This is a genomic window from Natronococcus sp. A-GB1 (genome assembly GCF_029688845.1).
Lineage (GTDB): Archaea > Halobacteriota > Halobacteria > Halobacteriales > Natrialbaceae > Natronococcus.
In genome coordinates this window covers 65,038-83,378 of the sequence record NZ_JARUKW010000017.1, presented here as the reverse complement: position 1 = coordinate 83,378, position 18,341 = coordinate 65,038, and the positions used below count along the sequence as shown (strand labels likewise).

Annotated in this window: 23 protein-coding genes; 6 read left to right on the top strand and 17 right to left on the bottom strand. The window is 64.1% G+C overall.

The features are described 5' to 3' along the window. The first annotated feature begins 508 nt into the window (after nucleotides 1–508). A complete protein-coding gene (locus tag QA600_RS18270) occupies nucleotides 509–1,453 on the top strand; it encodes a CPBP family intramembrane glutamic endopeptidase (RefSeq protein ID WP_278293363.1) in 945 nt (314 codons plus the stop codon). Nucleotides 1,454–1,774: 321 nt separating this feature from the next. On the opposite strand, the gene QA600_RS18265 is transcribed toward QA600_RS18270, so the two are convergent. Continuing rightward, entirely contained in the window at nucleotides 1,775–2,119 is a 345-nt protein-coding gene (locus QA600_RS18265; RefSeq protein ID WP_278293362.1) for a hypothetical protein, read from the bottom strand. Nucleotides 2,120–2,314: 195 nt separating this feature from the next. Beyond that, entirely contained in the window at nucleotides 2,315–3,001 is a 687-nt protein-coding gene (locus QA600_RS18260; RefSeq protein ID WP_278293361.1) for a type II CAAX endopeptidase family protein, read from the bottom strand. A 283-nt stretch (nucleotides 3,002–3,284) separates the two neighbouring features. Between QA600_RS18260 and QA600_RS18255 the strand changes: the two genes are divergently transcribed. Further along, nucleotides 3,285–4,391, top strand: coding sequence for an aminotransferase class V-fold PLP-dependent enzyme (locus QA600_RS18255; RefSeq protein ID WP_278293360.1), 1,107 nt, complete (start codon nucleotides 3,285–3,287; stop codon nucleotides 4,389–4,391). Nucleotides 4,392–4,394: 3 nt separating this feature from the next. On the opposite strand, the gene QA600_RS18250 is transcribed toward QA600_RS18255, so the two are convergent. The 3 genes from QA600_RS18250 to QA600_RS18240 form a co-directional block, all read right to left on the bottom strand. Then, nucleotides 4,395–4,835, bottom strand: coding sequence for a universal stress protein (locus QA600_RS18250; RefSeq protein WP_278293359.1), 441 nt, complete (start codon nucleotides 4,833–4,835; stop codon nucleotides 4,395–4,397). 87 nt (nucleotides 4,836–4,922) lie between these two features. Then, the gene (locus QA600_RS18245) at nucleotides 4,923–5,807 is read right to left on the bottom strand and encodes a universal stress protein (RefSeq protein WP_278293358.1); all 885 of its coding nucleotides are present in this window, start codon (nucleotides 5,805–5,807) and stop codon (nucleotides 4,923–4,925) included. 13 nt (nucleotides 5,808–5,820) lie between these two features. Beyond that, a complete protein-coding gene (locus tag QA600_RS18240) occupies nucleotides 5,821–6,258 on the bottom strand; it encodes a universal stress protein (protein WP_278293357.1) in 438 nt (145 codons plus the stop codon). 186 nt (nucleotides 6,259–6,444) lie between these two features. Here QA600_RS18240 and QA600_RS18235 point away from each other — a divergent pair, with 186 nt between their 5' ends. Further along, entirely contained in the window at nucleotides 6,445–6,876 is a 432-nt protein-coding gene (locus QA600_RS18235; RefSeq protein WP_278293356.1) for a universal stress protein, read from the top strand. A 40-nt stretch (nucleotides 6,877–6,916) separates the two neighbouring features. On the opposite strand, the gene QA600_RS18230 is transcribed toward QA600_RS18235, so the two are convergent. Then, the gene (locus QA600_RS18230) at nucleotides 6,917–7,366 is read right to left on the bottom strand and encodes a pyridoxamine 5'-phosphate oxidase family protein (protein WP_278293355.1); all 450 of its coding nucleotides are present in this window, start codon (nucleotides 7,364–7,366) and stop codon (nucleotides 6,917–6,919) included. A gap of 111 nt (nucleotides 7,367–7,477) precedes the next feature. On the opposite strand from QA600_RS18230, the gene QA600_RS18225 reads away from it, so the two are divergent. After that, a complete protein-coding gene (locus QA600_RS18225) occupies nucleotides 7,478–7,963 on the top strand; it encodes a universal stress protein (RefSeq protein WP_278293354.1) in 486 nt (161 codons plus the stop codon). Here QA600_RS18225 and QA600_RS18220 read toward each other — a convergent pair. Beyond that, a complete protein-coding gene (locus tag QA600_RS18220) occupies nucleotides 7,948–8,790 on the bottom strand; it encodes a universal stress protein (RefSeq protein ID WP_278293353.1) in 843 nt (280 codons plus the stop codon). The two genes, QA600_RS18225 and QA600_RS18220, sit on opposite strands and share 16 nt — an antisense overlap. 42 nt (nucleotides 8,791–8,832) lie before the next feature. After that, nucleotides 8,833–9,702: a universal stress protein gene (locus QA600_RS18215; RefSeq protein ID WP_278293352.1), complete on the bottom strand. Its 870-nt coding sequence runs from the start codon at nucleotides 9,700–9,702 to the stop codon at nucleotides 8,833–8,835. A gap of 108 nt (nucleotides 9,703–9,810) precedes the next feature. On the opposite strand from QA600_RS18215, the gene QA600_RS18210 reads away from it, so the two are divergent. Beyond that, nucleotides 9,811–11,178 (top strand): nicotinate phosphoribosyltransferase, encoded by a 1,368-nt coding sequence (locus tag QA600_RS18210; RefSeq protein ID WP_278293351.1) that lies wholly within the window; start codon nucleotides 9,811–9,813, stop codon nucleotides 11,176–11,178. Between the two features lie 90 nt (nucleotides 11,179–11,268). Here QA600_RS18210 and QA600_RS18205 read toward each other — a convergent pair whose 3' ends face one another. The 9 genes from QA600_RS18205 to QA600_RS18165 all read right to left on the bottom strand — a co-directional run bounded on the left by QA600_RS18205 (nucleotide 11,269) and on the right by QA600_RS18165 (nucleotide 16,893). Continuing rightward, a complete protein-coding gene (locus tag QA600_RS18205) occupies nucleotides 11,269–11,472 on the bottom strand; it encodes a hypothetical protein (RefSeq protein WP_278293350.1) in 204 nt (67 codons plus the stop codon). Nucleotides 11,473–11,603: 131 nt separating this feature from the next. Next, nucleotides 11,604–12,086, bottom strand: a complete 483-nt coding sequence (locus QA600_RS18200) for a PKD domain-containing protein (protein WP_278293349.1) — start codon at nucleotides 12,084–12,086, stop codon at nucleotides 11,604–11,606. Nucleotides 12,087–12,218: 132 nt separating this feature from the next. Next, nucleotides 12,219–12,680 (bottom strand): pyridoxamine 5'-phosphate oxidase family protein, encoded by a 462-nt coding sequence (locus QA600_RS18195; protein WP_278293348.1) that lies wholly within the window; start codon nucleotides 12,678–12,680, stop codon nucleotides 12,219–12,221. Between the two features lie 40 nt (nucleotides 12,681–12,720). Continuing rightward, nucleotides 12,721–13,926 (bottom strand): CBS domain-containing protein, encoded by a 1,206-nt coding sequence (locus QA600_RS18190; protein WP_278293347.1) that lies wholly within the window; start codon nucleotides 13,924–13,926, stop codon nucleotides 12,721–12,723. Between the two features lie 75 nt (nucleotides 13,927–14,001). Beyond that, nucleotides 14,002–14,787: an ABC transporter permease subunit gene (locus tag QA600_RS18185; RefSeq protein ID WP_278293346.1), complete on the bottom strand. Its 786-nt coding sequence runs from the start codon at nucleotides 14,785–14,787 to the stop codon at nucleotides 14,002–14,004. Further along, entirely contained in the window at nucleotides 14,780–15,706 is a 927-nt protein-coding gene (locus QA600_RS18180) for an ABC transporter ATP-binding protein (protein WP_278293345.1), read from the bottom strand. Before QA600_RS18180 ends, QA600_RS18185 begins: the two co-directional genes overlap by 8 nt. 108 nt (nucleotides 15,707–15,814) lie before the next feature. Next, entirely contained in the window at nucleotides 15,815–16,063 is a 249-nt protein-coding gene (locus QA600_RS18175) for a HalOD1 output domain-containing protein (RefSeq protein WP_278293344.1), read from the bottom strand. Between the two features lies 1 nt (nucleotide 16,064). Beyond that, complete coding sequence (locus tag QA600_RS18170) at nucleotides 16,065–16,646, bottom strand: DsrE/DsrF/DrsH-like family protein (RefSeq protein ID WP_278293343.1); 582 nt, start codon at nucleotides 16,644–16,646, stop codon at nucleotides 16,065–16,067. A 1-nt stretch (nucleotide 16,647) separates the two neighbouring features. Continuing rightward, a complete protein-coding gene (locus QA600_RS18165) occupies nucleotides 16,648–16,893 on the bottom strand; it encodes a sulfurtransferase TusA family protein (protein ID WP_278293342.1) in 246 nt (81 codons plus the stop codon). A 246-nt stretch (nucleotides 16,894–17,139) separates the two neighbouring features. On the opposite strand from QA600_RS18165, the gene QA600_RS18160 reads away from it, so the two are divergent. Beyond that, on the top strand, nucleotides 17,140–18,333 hold the full coding sequence (locus QA600_RS18160; RefSeq protein ID WP_278293341.1) for an MBL fold metallo-hydrolase: 1,194 nt from the start codon (nucleotides 17,140–17,142) through the stop codon (nucleotides 18,331–18,333). Nucleotides 18,334–18,341 lie beyond the last annotated feature (8 nt).

Sequence of the window (18,341 nt, the reverse complement as noted above, 5' to 3'; positions counted from 1 at the left end):
TCTCATCGGGTTCGCTGGTATGGTTCTCATCTCACTGTTTGTCCAATTGTTCATCGCCGGAGAAGAAATTGCCATAAGGACGTTTGCCCGAGCGATTGCAACAGGTATTGGACTTGGAGTGGGATTTTACTTCATATCCCCTATAAGAAGGCCCGAGGCTGACTCAAAGCATCAGTGACTGAATTACCTGTACTGAACGATCTCCGCCTTCGTACATCAAGCCGAGTCTTGTGCGACATTCGCGCTTGAATTCAGCAGAGGCTGAACGCTCTACTCAGATTCTGTTAGTAACTGCGTGCTGTATGCAGAGGTTGGATACAGCACTCCAACAGTTGTCCCCGTAGTTGGAGAATCACCACCTCGGTATATGTTGTCTAATAACCACGTATGCGTATGAGCAGCGCTTCAGAACCCAAAGTCGGTATGACGTGGTCTCTGCAAATCCACTCACATGGGTCGATGCGGTCTTCGGTACCGCCAGAGGGCATAAAGAGGATGAAGGTTGACGATGGGAACCATCCGTAATGCGATCCGGAGCCGACCGGTACTCTCGTTTTTCCTCCTCACCCTCGGATACAGCTGGCTGATCTGGGCACCGATGTTGATGCTCCCGGGGCCGGGAGAGATTGGGCCTGGCGAATCAGACACGATAATCTGGGTCGGCGTCTTCCTCATGTACCTCGGAGGGTTCGGTCCACTCGTCGCGGCGGCTATCGTCGTCAAATTCGGCGGGGGAGACCTCCGCACCTGGGCCAGCCAAATCCTGACCTGGCGGGTTAATCTCCGGTGGTGGCTCGCGGCTCTGGGCCTTCCCATCGTCGCTGTGGGTGCGGTCTCCATACTGTACATCGCATTCGGTGGTCCGTATGATTTCGGAGCGCTGACGGTTCCGATCCTGTCTTACGCCCCCCTACTGTTGTTCACGTTGGTTTTTAGTGGTGGCCTCAATGAGGAACCTGGGTGGCGTGGCCTGGCGCAGCCGTTGCTGCAGGAGCGATATTCGGCGCTGACGGCGAGTCTCGTGGTCGGTGTCGTCTTTGCCTTCTGGCACCTGCCGTTGTTTTTCGCCCCGGTGGCACCCCACTCGGACTACCCGTTAGTCAATACGTTGCTGTACTTCCCGACAGTCGTCGTCTGGTCCGTAATCCTCGGCTGGCTGTACAACAACTCTGCAAGCGTCCTCCTGGCGATGTTCTTCCACGCCGGGTTGAATGCGTCGGCAGGCTTGATTCCATTTGATCCCGATGCTATCATCATCGACGACGTGATCCAAGAAGAGTACGTGGAACTGATCGCGGGGCTCAACTTTGGCGTCTATCTCCTCATCGGTCTCGTGATAATTGCACTGTACGGCCGGAAACAGCTCGCACGAGGTGACATTCCGACAGGAGAAGTCGCGGGCTTCAACCCCCAAGCGAACCCAGTACAAGAAGTAACGATAAACGACAAGTGAAAGACGCATCTCGGGAAGACGTATTCTCGCCGAGCTTCTCTTGTTCGCGTTCGGGATCACGTGGTTGAGTGCTCTTGGCAGGTTTGTCTTTGACGTAGAACTCCGGAGCCTCATTGGTCTCGTGATCTTGCTACGAGATCACTGATGTATTCGTGCCTTGAGTTCAGCACGTCTCCCTCAATCTATCCAGTAGCTGGCAGAAAGCGCCTGCAACATCCAGAGGATGAGTACAGCACGGCGATTGCGTTTATTCTGTCGTAGGTGTGCTGAATCGGCTACAAGGACGTGCTTGCGATCCGAGCGATTTCTGGTTCTTCGGGTTCATCCTGATATTCTACCTCTGATCTCCGCGAGGAGGCCCAGGAGAATCCCGAACCCTATTATGAATACGAGAAACTCCGTTGTGTCGATTTCGCCTCTGATTCCGAATCCAGCACCAATGTAGGCGGCTGTAGCGGTTGCAAGGGCGAGAAGCCAGAACCCCATATCGTACCCTGTGTCCTCTACCGCGTCCCTTCCAACGGTGAGGAGGAATACAGCGCTTATCAGGAGGTTAAGACCTGCGACAGCTCCAATTAGCATAGGTTCCCATGGCCGGGTTACCAGGACTCCGAGCGCTATGATGAGGAATAACAGGCCTGCTCCAAGCCTCTGGTCCACGTCCATATTCGAAAATAGAGCCACAATTCTAGTAAGATCTAACCATTAAAATCGATTAGGGTGTCATAGAACTCCTGCACTGACCGAGCCAAACACCTCACGTCCGGCGGGACCTTCGTGTCACATTCGCGCCGTCCATCTTGTGTGACCGAATTTGTTTAGATAATTGTTGCCATAGCAGCCGTGTAAGATTTAACAGACTTATGAAAGGGATGATAGAATAAGACTGAGTATAGCAACAACAGTCCCGACTCCATTAATGAAGACGTGCCCAATGATTGGGATGAGGATGTTCCGTCGCCAGACGTACGCGGCTGTCAATATTATCGTCAGCGGAGTGATGACGAGGAGTCCGCCGATGTCATGTGAGCCATAGTGTATAATGATAAATATGAATGCGGTGACTCCCCCCGCGAACCAGACAGAGTTGGTAAGGGACTCGATGTGCTCCAGGGCGTATCCACGATAGGTTATCTCCTCGGTAATCCCGGCAGTTATACCGATGAACAGTGAGAACAGGAGCGCCTCGATTCCCAGCTCCTGGCTCCCGTTGGTTGCCCACCCCGGTTCAAGACCAACCCATCCGACAACTGCGATCATAACCGGGATTGTGAAGAAACAAATCACGCCAACGACAAACCCGATCCAGACATCCCAACCCTCCGGTCTGCGAACACCAATCGATGACAGGGGTTGTCGCTCGACGGCAACGACCAGTATTAAGAGCGCACCGGCGAGCAACCACTTATACACCTGAAAGAAGCTCTGGGAACTCAACAGCCCGGGTAGGTTATTCAACAGAATACGACCGAGCGGGAACCCGAATAATGCAAGCACCAACCCGACCAGAACCGGGAACGTGAGCCGTTGCGTCGGGGTCTCTGTCATTAATCGTCCACATGAAACCGTTTCTTGGAAATCGTATAAACTCTACCGGGCAAGGATCGGCTGCATATATGGCTGCATTTCCGAACCGCCGTTCACATGTGACTGGCTGAATTATCAGAGCCAGTCGAGTTGTGATGTAAGATATGCGTTATGTATTCAGCACGGCTCTTCAAACATATCCATTAGTTGATGGAAGTGAGGACGAACCGCGAGACCGACCCCCGATTTTCGCGCTCGGTCGCCGAGCCGAACGCTTAGGAGCCCGCGAGCCAACGGGCTCCGTATGGATCACGAACAGCTCCGGGCGGACATTCCGGCCCTCGAGCGCGCCAGCTACTTCAACACGGGCGCGGGCGGTCCCAGCCCGCGGCGGGTCGTCGAGGCCGCCGAGTCGGCACTCGAGTCTCACGAGTACGAGGCGCCCGTCGAGGAGGGGATGTACGTCGCTGCGGGCGAGAGCCACGACGCGACGAAGCCCGCGGTCGCCGACCTGCTGGGGGCGAGCGAGGCCGAGGTCGCGCTCACCCAGAGCACAACGGATGGGATCAACCGCGTCGCCGGCGCCCTCGACTGGGACGCCGACGACGTCGTCGTCCGCACGGACCTCGAGCACGCCGCCGGAATCCTCCCCTGGCGCCGGCTCGAACGCGAGTGTGGCGTCGAGGTACGCGTCCTCGAGACCGAGAACGGACGGGTCGACCTCGAGGACGTCAAGACCGCCCTCGAGGGCGCGACGCTGTTCGAGTTCAGCTCGATCACCTGGACCCACGGGACCCGGCTCCCGGTCCGCGAACTGGTCGACATCGCCCACGACGCCGGTGCCGCGGTGTTGCTCGACGCCGTCCAGTCGCCCGGCCAGACCCCCGTCGACGTCAGCGAGTGGGGTGCCGACTTCGTCGTCGGTGCGGGCCACAAGTGGCTGCTGGGCCCGTTCGGGGCCGGCTTCCTCTACGTCCGGGAGGGTGTCGAGACCGACTACGCGCCGAGCGCGATCGGCTACCGCAGCGTCGTCGACCCGAACTCGCCCGACTACGAGTACGCGCCCGGTGCGGGCCGGTTCGAGGTCGGGACGACCAGTCCCGCGACCGACGCCGGACTCCGGCAGGCGATCGAACTCCACCAGGAGCTCGGAGCCGAAGCCATCGAGTCGCGCATCGAGACGCTGACCGATCGCCTCAAGCATGGGCTCTCCAACGAGCGTCTGCTAAGTCCGCGTTCGTTCGAGTCTGGGCTCGTCACCGTCGACGTCGACGACCCCGAGGCGACCGTCGAACGGCTCGCCGACGCGGATATCGTCGTCCGCTCGCTGCCGTACCCCGACGCGATCCGGATCTCGGTTCACGCGTTCAACACGCGAGACGAGATCGATCAGCTGCTCGAGACGCTGTAGCGCTCACTTGACGTCGGGGTCGCGAGCGACGACGACCGGGGTCGGCGATCGACGGACGACGTTCTCTGCGACGCTGCCGAGCAGCACTCTCGAGATTCCCTCGCGGCCGTGACTGCCCACGACGATGGCGTCGTACCCCTCCTTCTCCGCGTACTCGACGATTTGATCGTCGGGCTTTCCGGAACGGATCTCGGTCTCGAGATCCCGACCCCGGTCGGCCGCGAGTTCACGTGCGGGTTCGAGGAGTTCCTCGGCGTACTCGCGGGCCTTCTCGGTGACGGGCGGACTGATGTCGGGACCCTCGAAGGCGCCCCAGTATCCCTCCGGGACCTGGATGACGTGGAGCGCGGTGACGTCGGCGTCGGCGAACGTCTCGAAGGCGAACTCGAGGGCGTATCTTGCTGGCTCGGAGCCGTCGTACGGGACGAGAATACGATCGCTCATATCGGAGGTATTCCAACGATCCGTATAATTGTATCTCCTGTCCTCAGGATCACAGATCCGGCTACGGTGCGAGTCGCCGATCGTCGGTCAGCGTCCGAGACGCGACCCGAGCCGGCGCAGCCGGGAGGGGACGGGATCGTGACGCTTCGCGAGTACGACGGTGCCGGCCGCGTGGCGACCGACCGCCTCCGAGATCGTTCCCAGGAGCTTGCGCTGGACGATCCCGCCGCGGGAGACGCCGAGTACGGTAAGATCGTGCTCGGTCGTCCGATCGGTGATCGCCCCCGCGACGTCGTCGGCCTCGAGCAGTTCGCGTTCGACCGACGACACGCCCTCGAAGATCCCCGCGGTTTCGGCGAGGACGGCTCGAGCCGACTCCCGAGTGAGTTCGGGTTCGTCGGACTCGAGGACGTGTAACAGCGTCGCGTCAGCGTCGTTCGCGCGGGCGACCGAAGCAGCGGCCTCGGCCGCGAACTCGTCGTGGGGACCGCCGGCGATCGGGACGAGCACAGACTCGACGTCGTCGGTCGGCGTCTTGATCCGCTTGACGAGGACGTCACAGTCGACGTCCCGGAGGACTCTGTCGAGGTGAGAACCCAGGATGACGTCCTGTCGGGGCGGCCGACCGCGCCACCCCAGCAAGACCGCGTCGGCGTCGTGTTCGTCGGCCGCGCCGACGATCCCCGTAGCCACGCCGCGGGCCATCCGGATGCGCCTGTCGACGGGGATGCCCCGAGAGGCAACGGACGCTGCGGCCTCCTCGAGCATCGCTTCGGTCTCGTCCTCGAGGAGGTATCGGCGTCCGTCCTGTAGCGACAGCTGCGGGGGGACCTCGAGGACGTACACTAGCAGGATGCGAGCGGAGTGGTCGGTAGCGATGTCGATCGCGGTGTCGAGCTGGCGGTCCGCAGCTTCGGCGTTCGCGACCGGGACGAGCAGGGTTTCGCCGACGTCCGTGGTGTGGTCAGGCATCGTCACGAGTGACTCACCGAACGATCGTTACGGGGACGGGTGCCCGACGTGTCACTGTCTCGGCGACGCTGCCGATGAGGATCCGCGAGATGCCCGAGCGGCCGTGGCTGCCGATGACGACGTGGTCGACGTCCTCGGCCTCCGTGTACTCGAGGATCGTTCGGGAGGCGCCGCCGGTCTCGACGGCGGTTTCGAGGTCGGTCGTCTCCAGGATGCCCGCTTCGCGGAGCCGCTCGCGGGCCTCCTCGCAGATCTCCTCGCCGCGTTCGCGTGCGCGGTCGAACGCCACGGGATCGTAGTAGCCGCCCTCGGCGCCCGCGTACGATCCCGCCGAGGGATCGACGACGTGCAGGGCGGTGATCCGGCCGCCCTCGTAGTTCTCGGCGGCGTGCTCGAGTGCGGCCCACGACGGCTCCGACCCGTCCAGCGGGACCAGGATGTGTCGTACCATGCGGGGGGCAATGCGATCCGGATATAAAGCGTTCCGTGATCGTTCTCGGCGACGCGAAACGTCCGACGACGGTTCCCCGAGTCGCGGCCGGAAAGCGCTTCGTTCGCCTGTTCCTAAATGTTCGATGTCGAGACTCTCTTCCGCTGACGAATTACCATTATATGTCTTTTCGGCGTAGATGCGACGATGTTCGACAGGATCCTTGTTCCAGTGGACGGCTCCGAACACTCTCGGCACGCGCTACAGGTTGCGGCGACCGCGTTCGAGACGAACGAGATCGTCGTTTTGCACGTACTCGATCCGTTCCGAGCCGCCTCGACGACCGAGGAGGCGGTCTGGAACCGCGAGTACATGGACGATCGCGAACGCGAGGCCGAGGAGTTACTCGAGGAGTACGCCGAGTTCGCGGCCGAGTTCGACGTCCCCGTCAGGACGGAACTCGCCCGCGGCTCACCTGCACGGGCGATCGTCGGCGCCGTCGACGACCTCGGCGTCGACCACGTCGTCATCGGGAGCCAGGGTCGTTCCGGGATCGGCCGTGTGCTGCTCGGGAGCGTCGCCGAAACCGTCTCGAGGCGGGCGCCCGTCTCGGTAACGATCGTCCGTCCCGAGAAGTAACGGCGAGCGGTTCGTTTCGGTTCATCCTAGCCCCGGACAGTTACGGCTCCGACGGGACCTCCGTGCGCCCCGACAGCGTCTCGGGTGCGAGCTGGAAGTCCCGAAACGTCAGCTCCTCGCGGGGTTGCTCGAAAACGTCGACCTCGGGGATCTCGATCCCCCACATCCCCTGGACGGTCGGCGAGTCGTACGACGCCTCCTCGACGGCCTCGAGCCGCCCTGTCGCGACGGCGCTTTTCCAGCCGTCGTCGGTTTCCCCGTAGGTGACGAACGACACTGGGCGGTCGACGAGCTCCGTCTTCCGACTTTCGGGCGGCAGCGAAAGCCGGAAGTAGAACGCCTCGACGTCCGGGCTGTACCCGTAGGAGACGGGTATCGAGGGCGGTGCGGTGCCGGTGTCGGTAGCGAAGGAGATGACGCCCGTTCCGCCCTGTCCGAGGAACGCCTCGAGTTCCGACCCGCTCAGCTGGTGCCAGCGTGAGTCGCGCATACTCCGACGAACGGCTCGAGACCGCAAAACACCTCGTTCCGGAAATCTTGACTGTGTTGGCAACGAGAGCGAGCCCTCGAGGATTAAGACCCGTGCGGTGGTGTGACGGGTATGACGTTCGTCGTCCCGTTCGACGGTTCCGAGCTCGCGGCGGCCGCGCTCGTTCGTGCACTCGAGTACGGACGCGCCCTGGAGGAAGACGTCGTCGCGGTCAGCGTCGTCCCCGAGCGAAACCGCTACGCCAGAGAGAAGGGGTGGATCGCCGACGAGGAACCGTTCGATCCCGAGCGGATCGTCGCGACCCTGCGAGACCACGTCCGCGAGCTGGCCCCGGAGGCGTCGTTCGACGCCGAGCGAATTCGGGAGTTCCCGCCCGAGGATCGGCTGGCCACCCATATCGAGCAGCTGGTCCTCGAGCACGACCCGAGCGTCGTCTTCCTCGGCAGCGACAACGTCGGCCGCGTCGTGACGCCGCTGACGAGCGTCGGCGTCCACCTCGCGGCCGAGGACGCCTACGACGTGTTCGTCGTACGTCACCCCTCGCCGCCGACGGTCGCGGGGATCGATCCCCACGAGTCGTTCTACGAGGAGACCTGATCGTCGACCGTTCGCACGGTCAACACCGGCACGTCCGCGGACGGAACCACGCGCTGGGAGACGCTGCCGACGACCAGTCGCTCGAGGTTCGATTTGCTCTCGGTTCCCATCACGAGCAGGTCGACGCTGTCGGTGCCCGCGTGCTCGAGGACGACCTCGTGGGCAGGTCCGTGGACGACCGTTCGGGTCGCCTCGACGCCGCGTTCTGTGGCTCGTTCCGCGACGGCTGCCGTCGTCTTCTCGCCGTGCTCCTCGAACCCCTGGCGGAGCTCCGGCACGTCTGCATCGAGGTCGACGGCGTACAGTGCGTGGAGCCTGGCGTCGCAGGCCTCGGCCAGCGCGAGAGCGTGTTCGGTTGCAGCCGTCGACCCCGACCAGCCATCGGTCGCCAGCAGCACGTCCTCGATCGACTCCGAGTTCCCGTTCCACGACGCCGTCGACCCGACCGAGAGGACGGGCCGTTGGACCTCGCGGATCACCTCGAGTGCGACGCTCCCGAGAACTACCTGACGGACGCCCGTCCGTCCGTGGGTCCCGACGACGACCAGATCTGCGTCGATCTCGTCGGCGTACGTCGAGATCTCGCTCGCCGGACGGCCGGTTCGGACGACGGGCTCGACCTCACAACCGACCCCGCGCGCTTTGCCTGCGAGCGCCTCCACATCCGCTTCGCGGCGATCGCGCTCGGCCGTGCCGCCGCGTTTCCGTTCGGCCACCGCCAGCACGTGGACCGACGCCTCGAGCGCGCGGGCGAGCGAGATACCGACCGTTCCTGCCGTCGTCGCCACGTCGCTGCCGTCGGTCGCGATGAGGACGTCGTCGTACATGGGTTGTGGTACCACGACCGGCGTCTTGAAACTCCCCCCACGTCAGCGAACGGTCAACACCGGACAGTGGGCACGTCGCAGAACGCGATCGGTGGTGCTTCCCAGCAGGTCGCCGGTGGCCCCGCCTCGCCCCCGCGTTCCCATCGCGATCAGGTCGCCCTCGAGCCCGGCGGCGTACTCGAGGAGTTCCGCGTCTGGAACCCCCCGGAGGACGTCGGTCTTCACCGACAGGCCGCGCCCGCGGGCGTCCTCGGCGACGGCCTCGACGGCGTTTTGCCCGCCCTGTTTCAGCAGGCCGACCATGCTCCGGGAGGTCTCCTCGAGGTCGTAGCTCGTCGTGTCGACCACGTAGGGGACGTACACGGACGCGCCGTAAGTCTCGGCGAACTCGAGGCCGCGCTCGGCGGCGCGTTCGGCGGCGTCGCTGCCGTCGGTGGGGATCACGACGCGGTCGTACGAGATCTCGTCGACGGCCGATGTGTCGCCCTCGAGTCGAACCGCAATCACGGGACGATCGGCCCGGGCGACCACGCGCTCGGTCGTGCTCCCGAGCCCGACGGACGGACCGTCTCGGGTGCGGGTTCTCATCACGATCAGGTCGACGTCCTCGTGCTCGGCGTACTCGAGGACGAGTTCGTGGGGAGTTCCCTCCCGGACGGCCCGCGTCGTCTCGACGTCGAGCTCCGCCGCGCGTTCCTGGACGCGGGCGGTCGCCTGCCGCCCGCGCTTTTCGGCCCGCCCCCGGAGTTCGTCGCGCGCTTGCTGGTCGAGCCCGACGGGTTCGGCGCCGGTTTCGACGACCGAGAGGACGTGGACCGTCGCGTCGAACCGTCGAGCGAACTCGAGCGTGCGGTCGATTACACCGTCGGCGTCGCCACCGTCGTCGATCGGGAGGAGTATCGTCGAGTACATCTGGATCGTCGCAGAGTACGCGATCGACCCACAAGAAAGGTTGCCGAGCGATCGACGGGCGTTCCGCCCCGGACTATTTGCTTCGCGGCCGCGTCAGTACCTGCAGGCATGACCGCTCCCAGGTTCGGCCACGTCGTCCCTCGAGACCTCGCGCTGTTTACCGACCGGTACGAGCTGACCATGATGCAGGGGTACCACGACGCGAACCACGATCGGCTCGCGACGTTCTCGGTGTACTTCCGATCGCTGCCGCCGGACCGCGGCTACGCCGTCGCCGCGGGACTCGAGCAGGTGCTGGCGGCCCTCGAGTCGCTCGAGTTCGACGCCGACGCGCTGGCGTTTCTCGCCGATCAGGGGTTCGACGACGCGTTCCTCGCCGAACTGGAGTCGTTCTCGTTCAGCGGCGAGCTCCGCGCGGTTCCGGAGGGGACGCTCGTCTTCCCGAACGAACCCCTTCTCGAGGTGACGGCACCGATCCTCGAGGCACAACTGCTCGAGACGCTGGTGCTCAACCAGGTCGGCTACCAGACGCTCGTAGCGACGAAGGCCGCGCGGATGGTCGACGTCGTCGCCCGTCACGGCGACGATCAGGACCTGATCGACTTCGGCTCCCGGCGAGCCCACGGCGTCGACGCGGGGCTCAAAGCCGCCAGGGCCGCGTCCGTCGGCGGGTTCGACGGCAGCTCAAACCTGCTGGCCGGGGAGCGGTTCGGGGTGCCAACTTACGGAACGATGGCGCACTCGTGGGTCCAGAGCTTCGAGACCGAACGGGCGTCGTTCGAGGCGTTCGCCGACAGCTACGGCGACGACGGGATCTACCTCGTCGACACCTACGACACGGTTCGGGGGGCTGAACGCGCGGTTACCATCACCGACGAGCGCGGTGTCCGGCTAGGCGGCGTCCGCCTCGACTCGGGAAATCTGATCGAGCTCTCGAAGGCGGTCGACGACGTTGTCGGCGACGCCGGCATCGTCATCTCCTCGAGCGTCGACGAGGACTTCCTCCGGGAGTTTTTCGACGCGGGCGGCGTCGCGACCGCGTTCGGTCCCGGAACGGCGCTGACGACGAGCGTGGACGCCCCCAGCAGCGGCGTCGTCTACAAGCTCACTGCCGTCGAGCGCGACGGCGAACTCGAGCCGAGCATGAAGCTCTCGCCGGGGAAGGTGACCTACCCCGGACAGAAACAGATCTACCGCGTCGAACGGGACGGCTCGTTCGTTCGGGACGTTCTCGCGACACGCGGAGAGTCGGTCGACGGTCGGCCGCTGCTCGAGACGGTCGTCGAGGATGGCTTACTCGTCGCCAACCCGCCCGCCCTCTCCGCCGTCCGCGAGCGAACCCGGAGTCAGCTCGAGCGTCTTCCCGAGCGCCACTGTCGGGTCTCCGAACCCGACGCCTACGAGGTCCGGATCAGCGACGGGCTCGAGCGTCTCAGGCAGGAGACGGAACGAGAGATTGCGGACCGCGAAGGATGAGGTAAACGTGCGAGGAAACTCCGACTCGGCCGTCGATAATCGGTCAATTCAGTACGGAATATATTACACACAGATGTATGTGAGGATCGCCTATCGGATTCCGGTTAGTCGCCGCGGGTCGGTCTCGGGAACCGGCGGGTGAACGAAGAGCGCGTCGCAGACGAACGCCATCGCGGTCAGCGCCCCGAGCAACACTCCAAAATGGAACGCAACCGGGGTGAACAGACCGGCCAGTACGCCGCCCAGCAGACAGACGACGATGCTGCCGAGGAGTTCGTCGTAGTAGTCCGCCATCGGTGCTCACTTCATCTAGGGAAACGGGACGTCGGGAGATAACAGCCATCACAGATTCTCACCGACCGGGAACGGGAGGTCGAGTTTCGCTCTCCCCGAGAACGCCGTCGATCGCCTCGAGGCGACGTCGGCTACTCCGTTTCGATCTCGATGTCGCCGACCTGCGTCGATTCGTGGTACGCACAGATGTACGTCGTCATCTCCTCGGTTGCAGTGACGCCCTCGAGCGTCGTCTCCTCGCCCTCTTCTTCGACGTCGTCGCTCTGGTAGTCGTCGACGATCTCGTCGTCCTCGTCTCGAATCTCCAGGTTATGGAGGATCCCGTCGGCGTTGACCCACCTGAAGTCGTACTCCTGGCCCTCGATGAGGGTGATCGTCGGGTTGTCCTCGCCGTCGATAAACTCCGGCTCGAGCCCGGTCCAGGCCTCGACCCGTCCGTCGAAGGCGAACTCGTCGACGTCCGCCCAGTCCTCGTCGGCCGTCTCCTCCTCCGGTTCTGCGTCCTCATCATCGGTCGGTTCCTCCTCGTCGTCGTCGTTTCCACAGCCTGCGAGGAACACGACGGTCGACGCACCCGCGAGCCGTAACAGGTCCCTCCGTGCAGTCTCGGTCATCGGATCGTCGCTACACCGAAGGATGTAGTAAACACCGTTCACGGCGACGATGACAGTCGTGAGCGATCGGTAGTCACCGGTCCTGTCGTGTGCGAATCGTCGCCGAGCGGCGCGTTTCCCGACGGGACCGAACTACGAAAGGGTCCGTCCGCCCGTCTTGCGACCGGTGAGCTCCGCGATCTCGAGTTCGTACACCGACCACTCGAGGGCATCCAGATCCTCGTCGAAGATCCGTGGCTTTCCGAACCGCTCGATCATCGTCGCCTCGTCGAACGCCTCGCTCTCCCGGTCGGTCAGCTCGCGGATCGGCCCGAGCGCGACGATGCTCCAGGAGCCGTCGGGCGGGTCGACGGCGTACAGCAGGATACAGGCCTCGGTGGTCGCCTCGAGATAGGACAGCTTCGTACTCGCGCCGTCGTCGGTGAGTCGGACGTACAGCGCCCCGTCGTCGTAGTAACAGCCGACTGGGATCGCGTAGGCCGATCCCTGGCTCGCCAGCGCGAGCACGCCGGTGTCGGTCGTCTCGAGGGTCTCGAGGAGCTCGGTCTCGTCCATCCCGAACGTGTACACGTATCCGATCCGATCGAGGGACATATCCGATCCTACGCGCGGACGGGGTATGAATCGCTACCCTTCACCATCGGGGCTTTTCGACCGGCTGTGGCGCGTCGTCCGGACGTTCCGCCGACGGCCGATCAACCGTCCCTCCAGCCGAGCGAACCGCGCCGACGTTGAGCGCCGTGATCAGGTCGGTTCGCGTAACCAGCCCCGCGAGTCGCTCGCGGTCGTCGAGAACGACGAGACGGCCGATGTCGTTTCGCTGCAGCGAGACGAGCGCCTCCCAGGCCTCCTCGGTCGGCGAGAGCGTCTCGAGGTCGGTCGCCATCACCGCTCGAACCGTCCGCGAGTCGCGCTCGCTCGGCGGGACCGCCCGGACGTCCTCGAGGGTGACGACGCCAGCGATCGAACCGTTCTCGACGACCGGAAACCCCGTGTGGCGGTGCTCCATCATTGCGTCGAGCAGTTCGGTTATCGTCGTCTCCGGGGATACGGTGTCGAGCTCGTCGACCGGCGTCATCACGTCTGCGACGGTGATCCCCTCGATGGCGGCCTGAATCGCGGTCTGACGGGCCTCTCCGGTCGCCGCGATGTAGATGAAGAAGGCGATCGCGATCAGGAGGATGTTGAACGCGAGCAGGCCGAACAGCCCGAGCAGGAGGGCGAACGTCTTTCCGACCTGTGCGGCCTGGGCCGTCGCAACGGCGAACGGACGATTCCGTCCGAGTATCGCCCTGAGGACGCGCCCGCCGTCCATCGGAAACCCCGGCAGCATGTTGAACGCCGCGAGGACGACGTTGATCACCGCCAGATACGCGAAGACGAACTGCACGGTCTCGAGGGTCGCCGGAACGACGAGGACGAGCGCGTAGAACCCGACACCGAGGCCGACGCTGACGATCGGTCCGGCGATGGCGATCGCCAGCTCCTGGCGCCAGTTCGTCGGCTGCTCGGAGAGCTGTGCGACGCCGCCGAGCAGCCAGAGCGTGATCGAATCGATCGGGAACCCGTAGCGGATCGCGACGACCGAGTGACCCAGCTCGTGTGCCAGGACACTCGCGAACAGGCCGATCGCGGCGGCCGCGCCGAGCAGCCACGGCGTCGAACCCCTTGTGACCGCCTCGCCGTCGATCGCCGTGCCGAGTAGCCCGTTGAGCAGGGGGACGAGATCGCCGATCTGGATCGCGATGAGCCACGCGAACGCCGGCAGGATCAACAGGAAGGTGACGTCCAGCTTGATCGGGATCCCCAGCAGCGAGCCGATCCTGAAGCTCCTGAACATAGGCTCGGTACGGCTCGAGCGACCTTAGCTCACCACCTCACTCGAGCAGTCCGACCCGAACGATCGGTCGATGCCCTACAGATCCGAGCGCCGGAACACCAGCTGGCTGACTCCGACCAACACGACGGTCATCGCGACGAGGACGACGACGCCGACGAGGTCGTACGTGCTCTCGAGCAGGATCTCGTTGGGGTCGTAGTACCGCATCGGCGCGATCGCGCCGAGCTCTTCGTAGTCGGTCCCGGCCAGCAGCGACTCGAGGAGAAACAGCGCGAACGTGACGCCCAGCGCGACACGCTGGGCGATCCCGACGCGGTCGAAGGCAACCGAGCACAGCAGTCCGATCCCGGCGCAGGCAAAGAGGAACGGGATCGACAGCAGATGCGCCGCAAGGACGTCGGCGACCGACAGCGGCTCGTCGATCAGCCGGGCGCCGAGGAGGATGGCGGGCGGCGTGAGGAGGTTGACCACGAGGATCGGAACCGAGAGGGCGGCGAACTTCTCGGCGACGAGCCGAGCGCGGGAGATCGGCATCGCCAACAGGGTGTCCATCCGTCCTCGATCGACGTCGTCGGCGATCGCGCCCGCGGCCGCGTACGCGAGATACAATCCGAGCAGGATGATCCAGCCGAACGTGTAGAGTTCGAAGGCGAGAAACCCCTCGAGGGAGGCCATCGTCTCGATGCGGAACAGCTGGAGCATCTCCTGGGGATAGGCCTCGAGGAGTTCGTCCCCGCCGAGGGCGTCGCTGAACGAGGGGTAGACCCAGATTACCAGCGCCGCCAGCAGCGCCATCCCGACCGAGAGGTAGACGCTGCCCTTGAGCCGGTTTCGGCCCTCGTAACGCGCGATCTCAAACATCGTCCTCACCGCCGTAGAACCGCATGAAGACGTCCTCGAGGGGCGCCTCCTCGATCGCGAGGTCGATCAGCTCGTCGTCGGCGAGCCGGGGGAGCAGGGCGTTGATGTCGCCGGTGAAGGTGAAGACGCACTCGGTGAACGCCGTCGACGGATCGGCCCCCTCGTGGCCGTCGGAGACGCTCGTCTCGAGGTCGTGGACGCCCTCGAGGTCGAGGACGTCGATCGGGATCGGGTCGGCGCTGCGGATCCGGATCACCTTTCCGCTGCGCCGCAACAGCGCGTCGACGGGTTCGATGGTGACGAGTTTGCCGTCGCGGATGATGCCGACTCGATCACAGAGCCGCCGGACCTCGCTCAGGTTGTGCGAGGAGAAAAACACCGTCACGCCCCGCTGGCGTTCTGCCCGGAGGAAGTCGGCGAAGCGCTGGCGCATCAGTGGATCCAGGCCGTTGGTCGGCTCGTCTAAGATCACCAGGTCGGGGTCATGCATAAACGCCGTCACGATCCCGAGCTTCCGGGCGTTTCCCTGCGAGTACTCCCGAATCCGGCGCTCGACCGGCGGATCGAACAGCTCGAGCAGCTCCTCCCGTCTGCTGTCGCCCTTGATCGAGGCGTGGAGGTCGAGGACGTCGGTACCGGTCTGTTGTTCGTCGAATCCGGGTTCGTCCGAGAGGTAGCCGATCCGCCGTTTGGCCTCGAGCAGCGAGCGCTCCTCTCGAACGTCCTCGCCGAGCACGCGGGCCGTTCCCGACGTCGGCGAGATGAATCCGAGAAGCATCCTGATCGTCGTCGTCTTCCCCGCGCCGTTCGGTCCGAGAAAGCCGAATATCTCGCCGCGCTCGACGGCGAACTCAAGCGAGTCGTTCGCGACGACCTCGCCGTAGTCCTTGGTGAGCCCCTCGAGTTCGATTGCGGCCATACCGAACGGTACAGCAACCGTGGATATATGGCTGGCTGAACGGTTCGTGAGAACGAGACGCACGACCGTCGTCGGTCGCGAGCACAGAGAGGCGGCGTCGATCGGCTCCTACTCGAGGGAGACGGTACCGTCGGATCGTACCGTCACGTCGTAGCCTCGATACCGGAAGTGAAGTCGGCCGTTTCGCGCGGCGTTCGGCGCCGTCGTCGGGTCGAAGAGCTCGTCGATCGCGTTCGGGTCCACGGCGTCGTACAGCGGGGGCTCGAGCTCGACGGGGTCGACCCCTTCTGCGTTCGCGACGGCCTTGACGACGCGCAGGCTGGGACTTCCCAGTGAGGAGTGTGTCGATCCGGACACGTCAGATCAACAGCTGGACGTCCGACTCGGCCATGTGTTGCAGCGCCGTCGCCGCGCCGACGCCGGTCGTCACGCCCTCGTAGAAGTCGTCCTCGTCGTACTCCATCAGCTCGACGGTCATCTGGCAGGCCTGCAGTTCGACGCCGCTTTCGAGGGAGACGTCGATCAGCTCCTCGATCGTCGCCGTTCCGTTGTCGTCGATTCGCTTTTGCATCATTCGGGTGGCCATCGAGTCCATTCCCGGCAGCGCGGCCAGCGCGTTCGGCATCGGCATGTTGGGGTTGCCGAGCGCGCTCAGCTTGAGCTTCTTCGATTTCTCCTCGTGGAGGATGTCGAGTCCCCAGAACGTGTGGAAGACGATGACCTCCCAGCCGAAGGCGGCCGCCGTGCTCGCGAGGATCAGCGGCGGGTATGCCATATCGAGCGAACCCTTCGTCGCGACGATCGTCATCTTCTTGCGATCGTCACCGAGTTCGGTCTCGAGACCCGCGATTTTCTCCTCGAGCTCCGCGATCCGGGCCTCGAGTTCGGCCTCGCTCATTGGTTCGCCGTCCTCGGTCGGCGTGTGTGTCTCCGTGCTCATCTCAGGCCGTCTTCTCCACGTAGTGGATGTACAGCTCGTCCTCCTCGACCTGCTCGAGGAGTTCGACGCCGTCGGTGCCGTCGGCCCAGCCCCGGATATCGCTCATGCTGCCTGAGTCGGTCGCGACGACTTCGAGGACGTCGCCCGCCTCGAGGTCGTCGATCGCCTGTTTGGTCTTCACGATGGGCATCGGGCAGGACTGGCCTTTCACGTCGAGGGTCTCGGTTGCGGTGGGTTTGGAACTCATAGTGATCTTTGTGCTCTATATTGGAGCTATCACACAATATCCGCTACGAGCATAAAAGTGTATCGGTGATTGTACAACTCTCGAACAGCCCGACGCTCGGAACGGGTCGGGCCTGTCGTCGATTTCGATCCTTCGTGCGCGTATCCAACAGTGAACCGTCTATATCTAATCTACTTGTATTGTGTATTGTGGGAAATACTGTGCAAACTCTTATGTGGATACGGCTGGTACTCCGGAGTGTACAACATGGACGACATGGACTTTCCCACACCGGACGCGTCGGTCGAGTCGGTCACGGCGAGCGAGCTGAAGGCTCGCGTCGACGCCGGCGAGGCGGTGACGCTTCTCGATACCCGCATGGGCAGTGACTACGAGGAGTGGCGCATCGACGGCGAGAACGTCGAGTCGGTCAACGTCCCCTACTTCGAGTTCCTCGACGAGGAGATCGACGAGGACGTCCTCGCGAAGATTCCCGACGACCACGAGGTGACGGTTCTCTGCGCGAAAGGCGGCGCCAGCGAGTTCGTCGCGGGCGCGCTGAAGGACCGCGGCTACGACGTGAACCACCTCGAGGAGGGAATGAACGGCTGGGCGCGGATCTACGAGGCCGTCGAGGTCGGGCGCTACGAGGGAAGCGGGACGCTCCTGCAGTATCAGCGTCCCTCCTCGGGCTGTCTCGGTTACCTCGTCTACGACGACGACGAGGCGGCCGTCATCGATCCGCTGCGCGCGTTCACCGACCGCTACCTCGAGGACGCCGACGAACTCGGCGTCGACCTGACGTACGCCATCGACACGCACGTCCACGCCGATCACATCTCGGGCGTCCGCAACCTCGCCGAGGAGGGCGTCGAGGGCGTCGTTCCCGAGGCCGCCGTCGACCGCGGGGTCGCCTACGCCGACGAGCTGACGCTGGCCGAGGACGGCGATGAGTTCCAGGTCGGTGACGTGACGATCGAGACGATTTACACGCCCGGCCACACCTCCGGGATGACCTCCTACCTGATCGACGGCGAGCTGCTCGCGACGGGTGACACGCTCTTCGTCGAGAGCGTCGCCCGCCCCGACTTAGAGGAGGGTGCCGAGGGTGCCGAGGACGCCGCCCGCCAGCTCCACGAGACGCTCCAGGAGCGCATCCTCTCGCTCCCCGACGAAACCCTGATCGGCGGCGCCCACTTCAGCGACGCGGCGGTTCCCGCAGCCGACGGCACCTACACCGCGCCGATCGGCGAGCTTCGCGAGAAGATGGCCGCGCTGACGATGGACGAGGACGAGTTCGTCGAGCTGATCCTCTCGGACATGCCGCCTCGCCCCGCGAACCACGAGGCGATCATCGCGACGAACCTCGGTCAGCAGGAGACCGACGACGAGGAGGCGTTCGAACTCGAGCTCGGCCCGAACAACTGCGCCGCCAGCAAGGACTCGCTGGCGGATGATTAACCCCATCG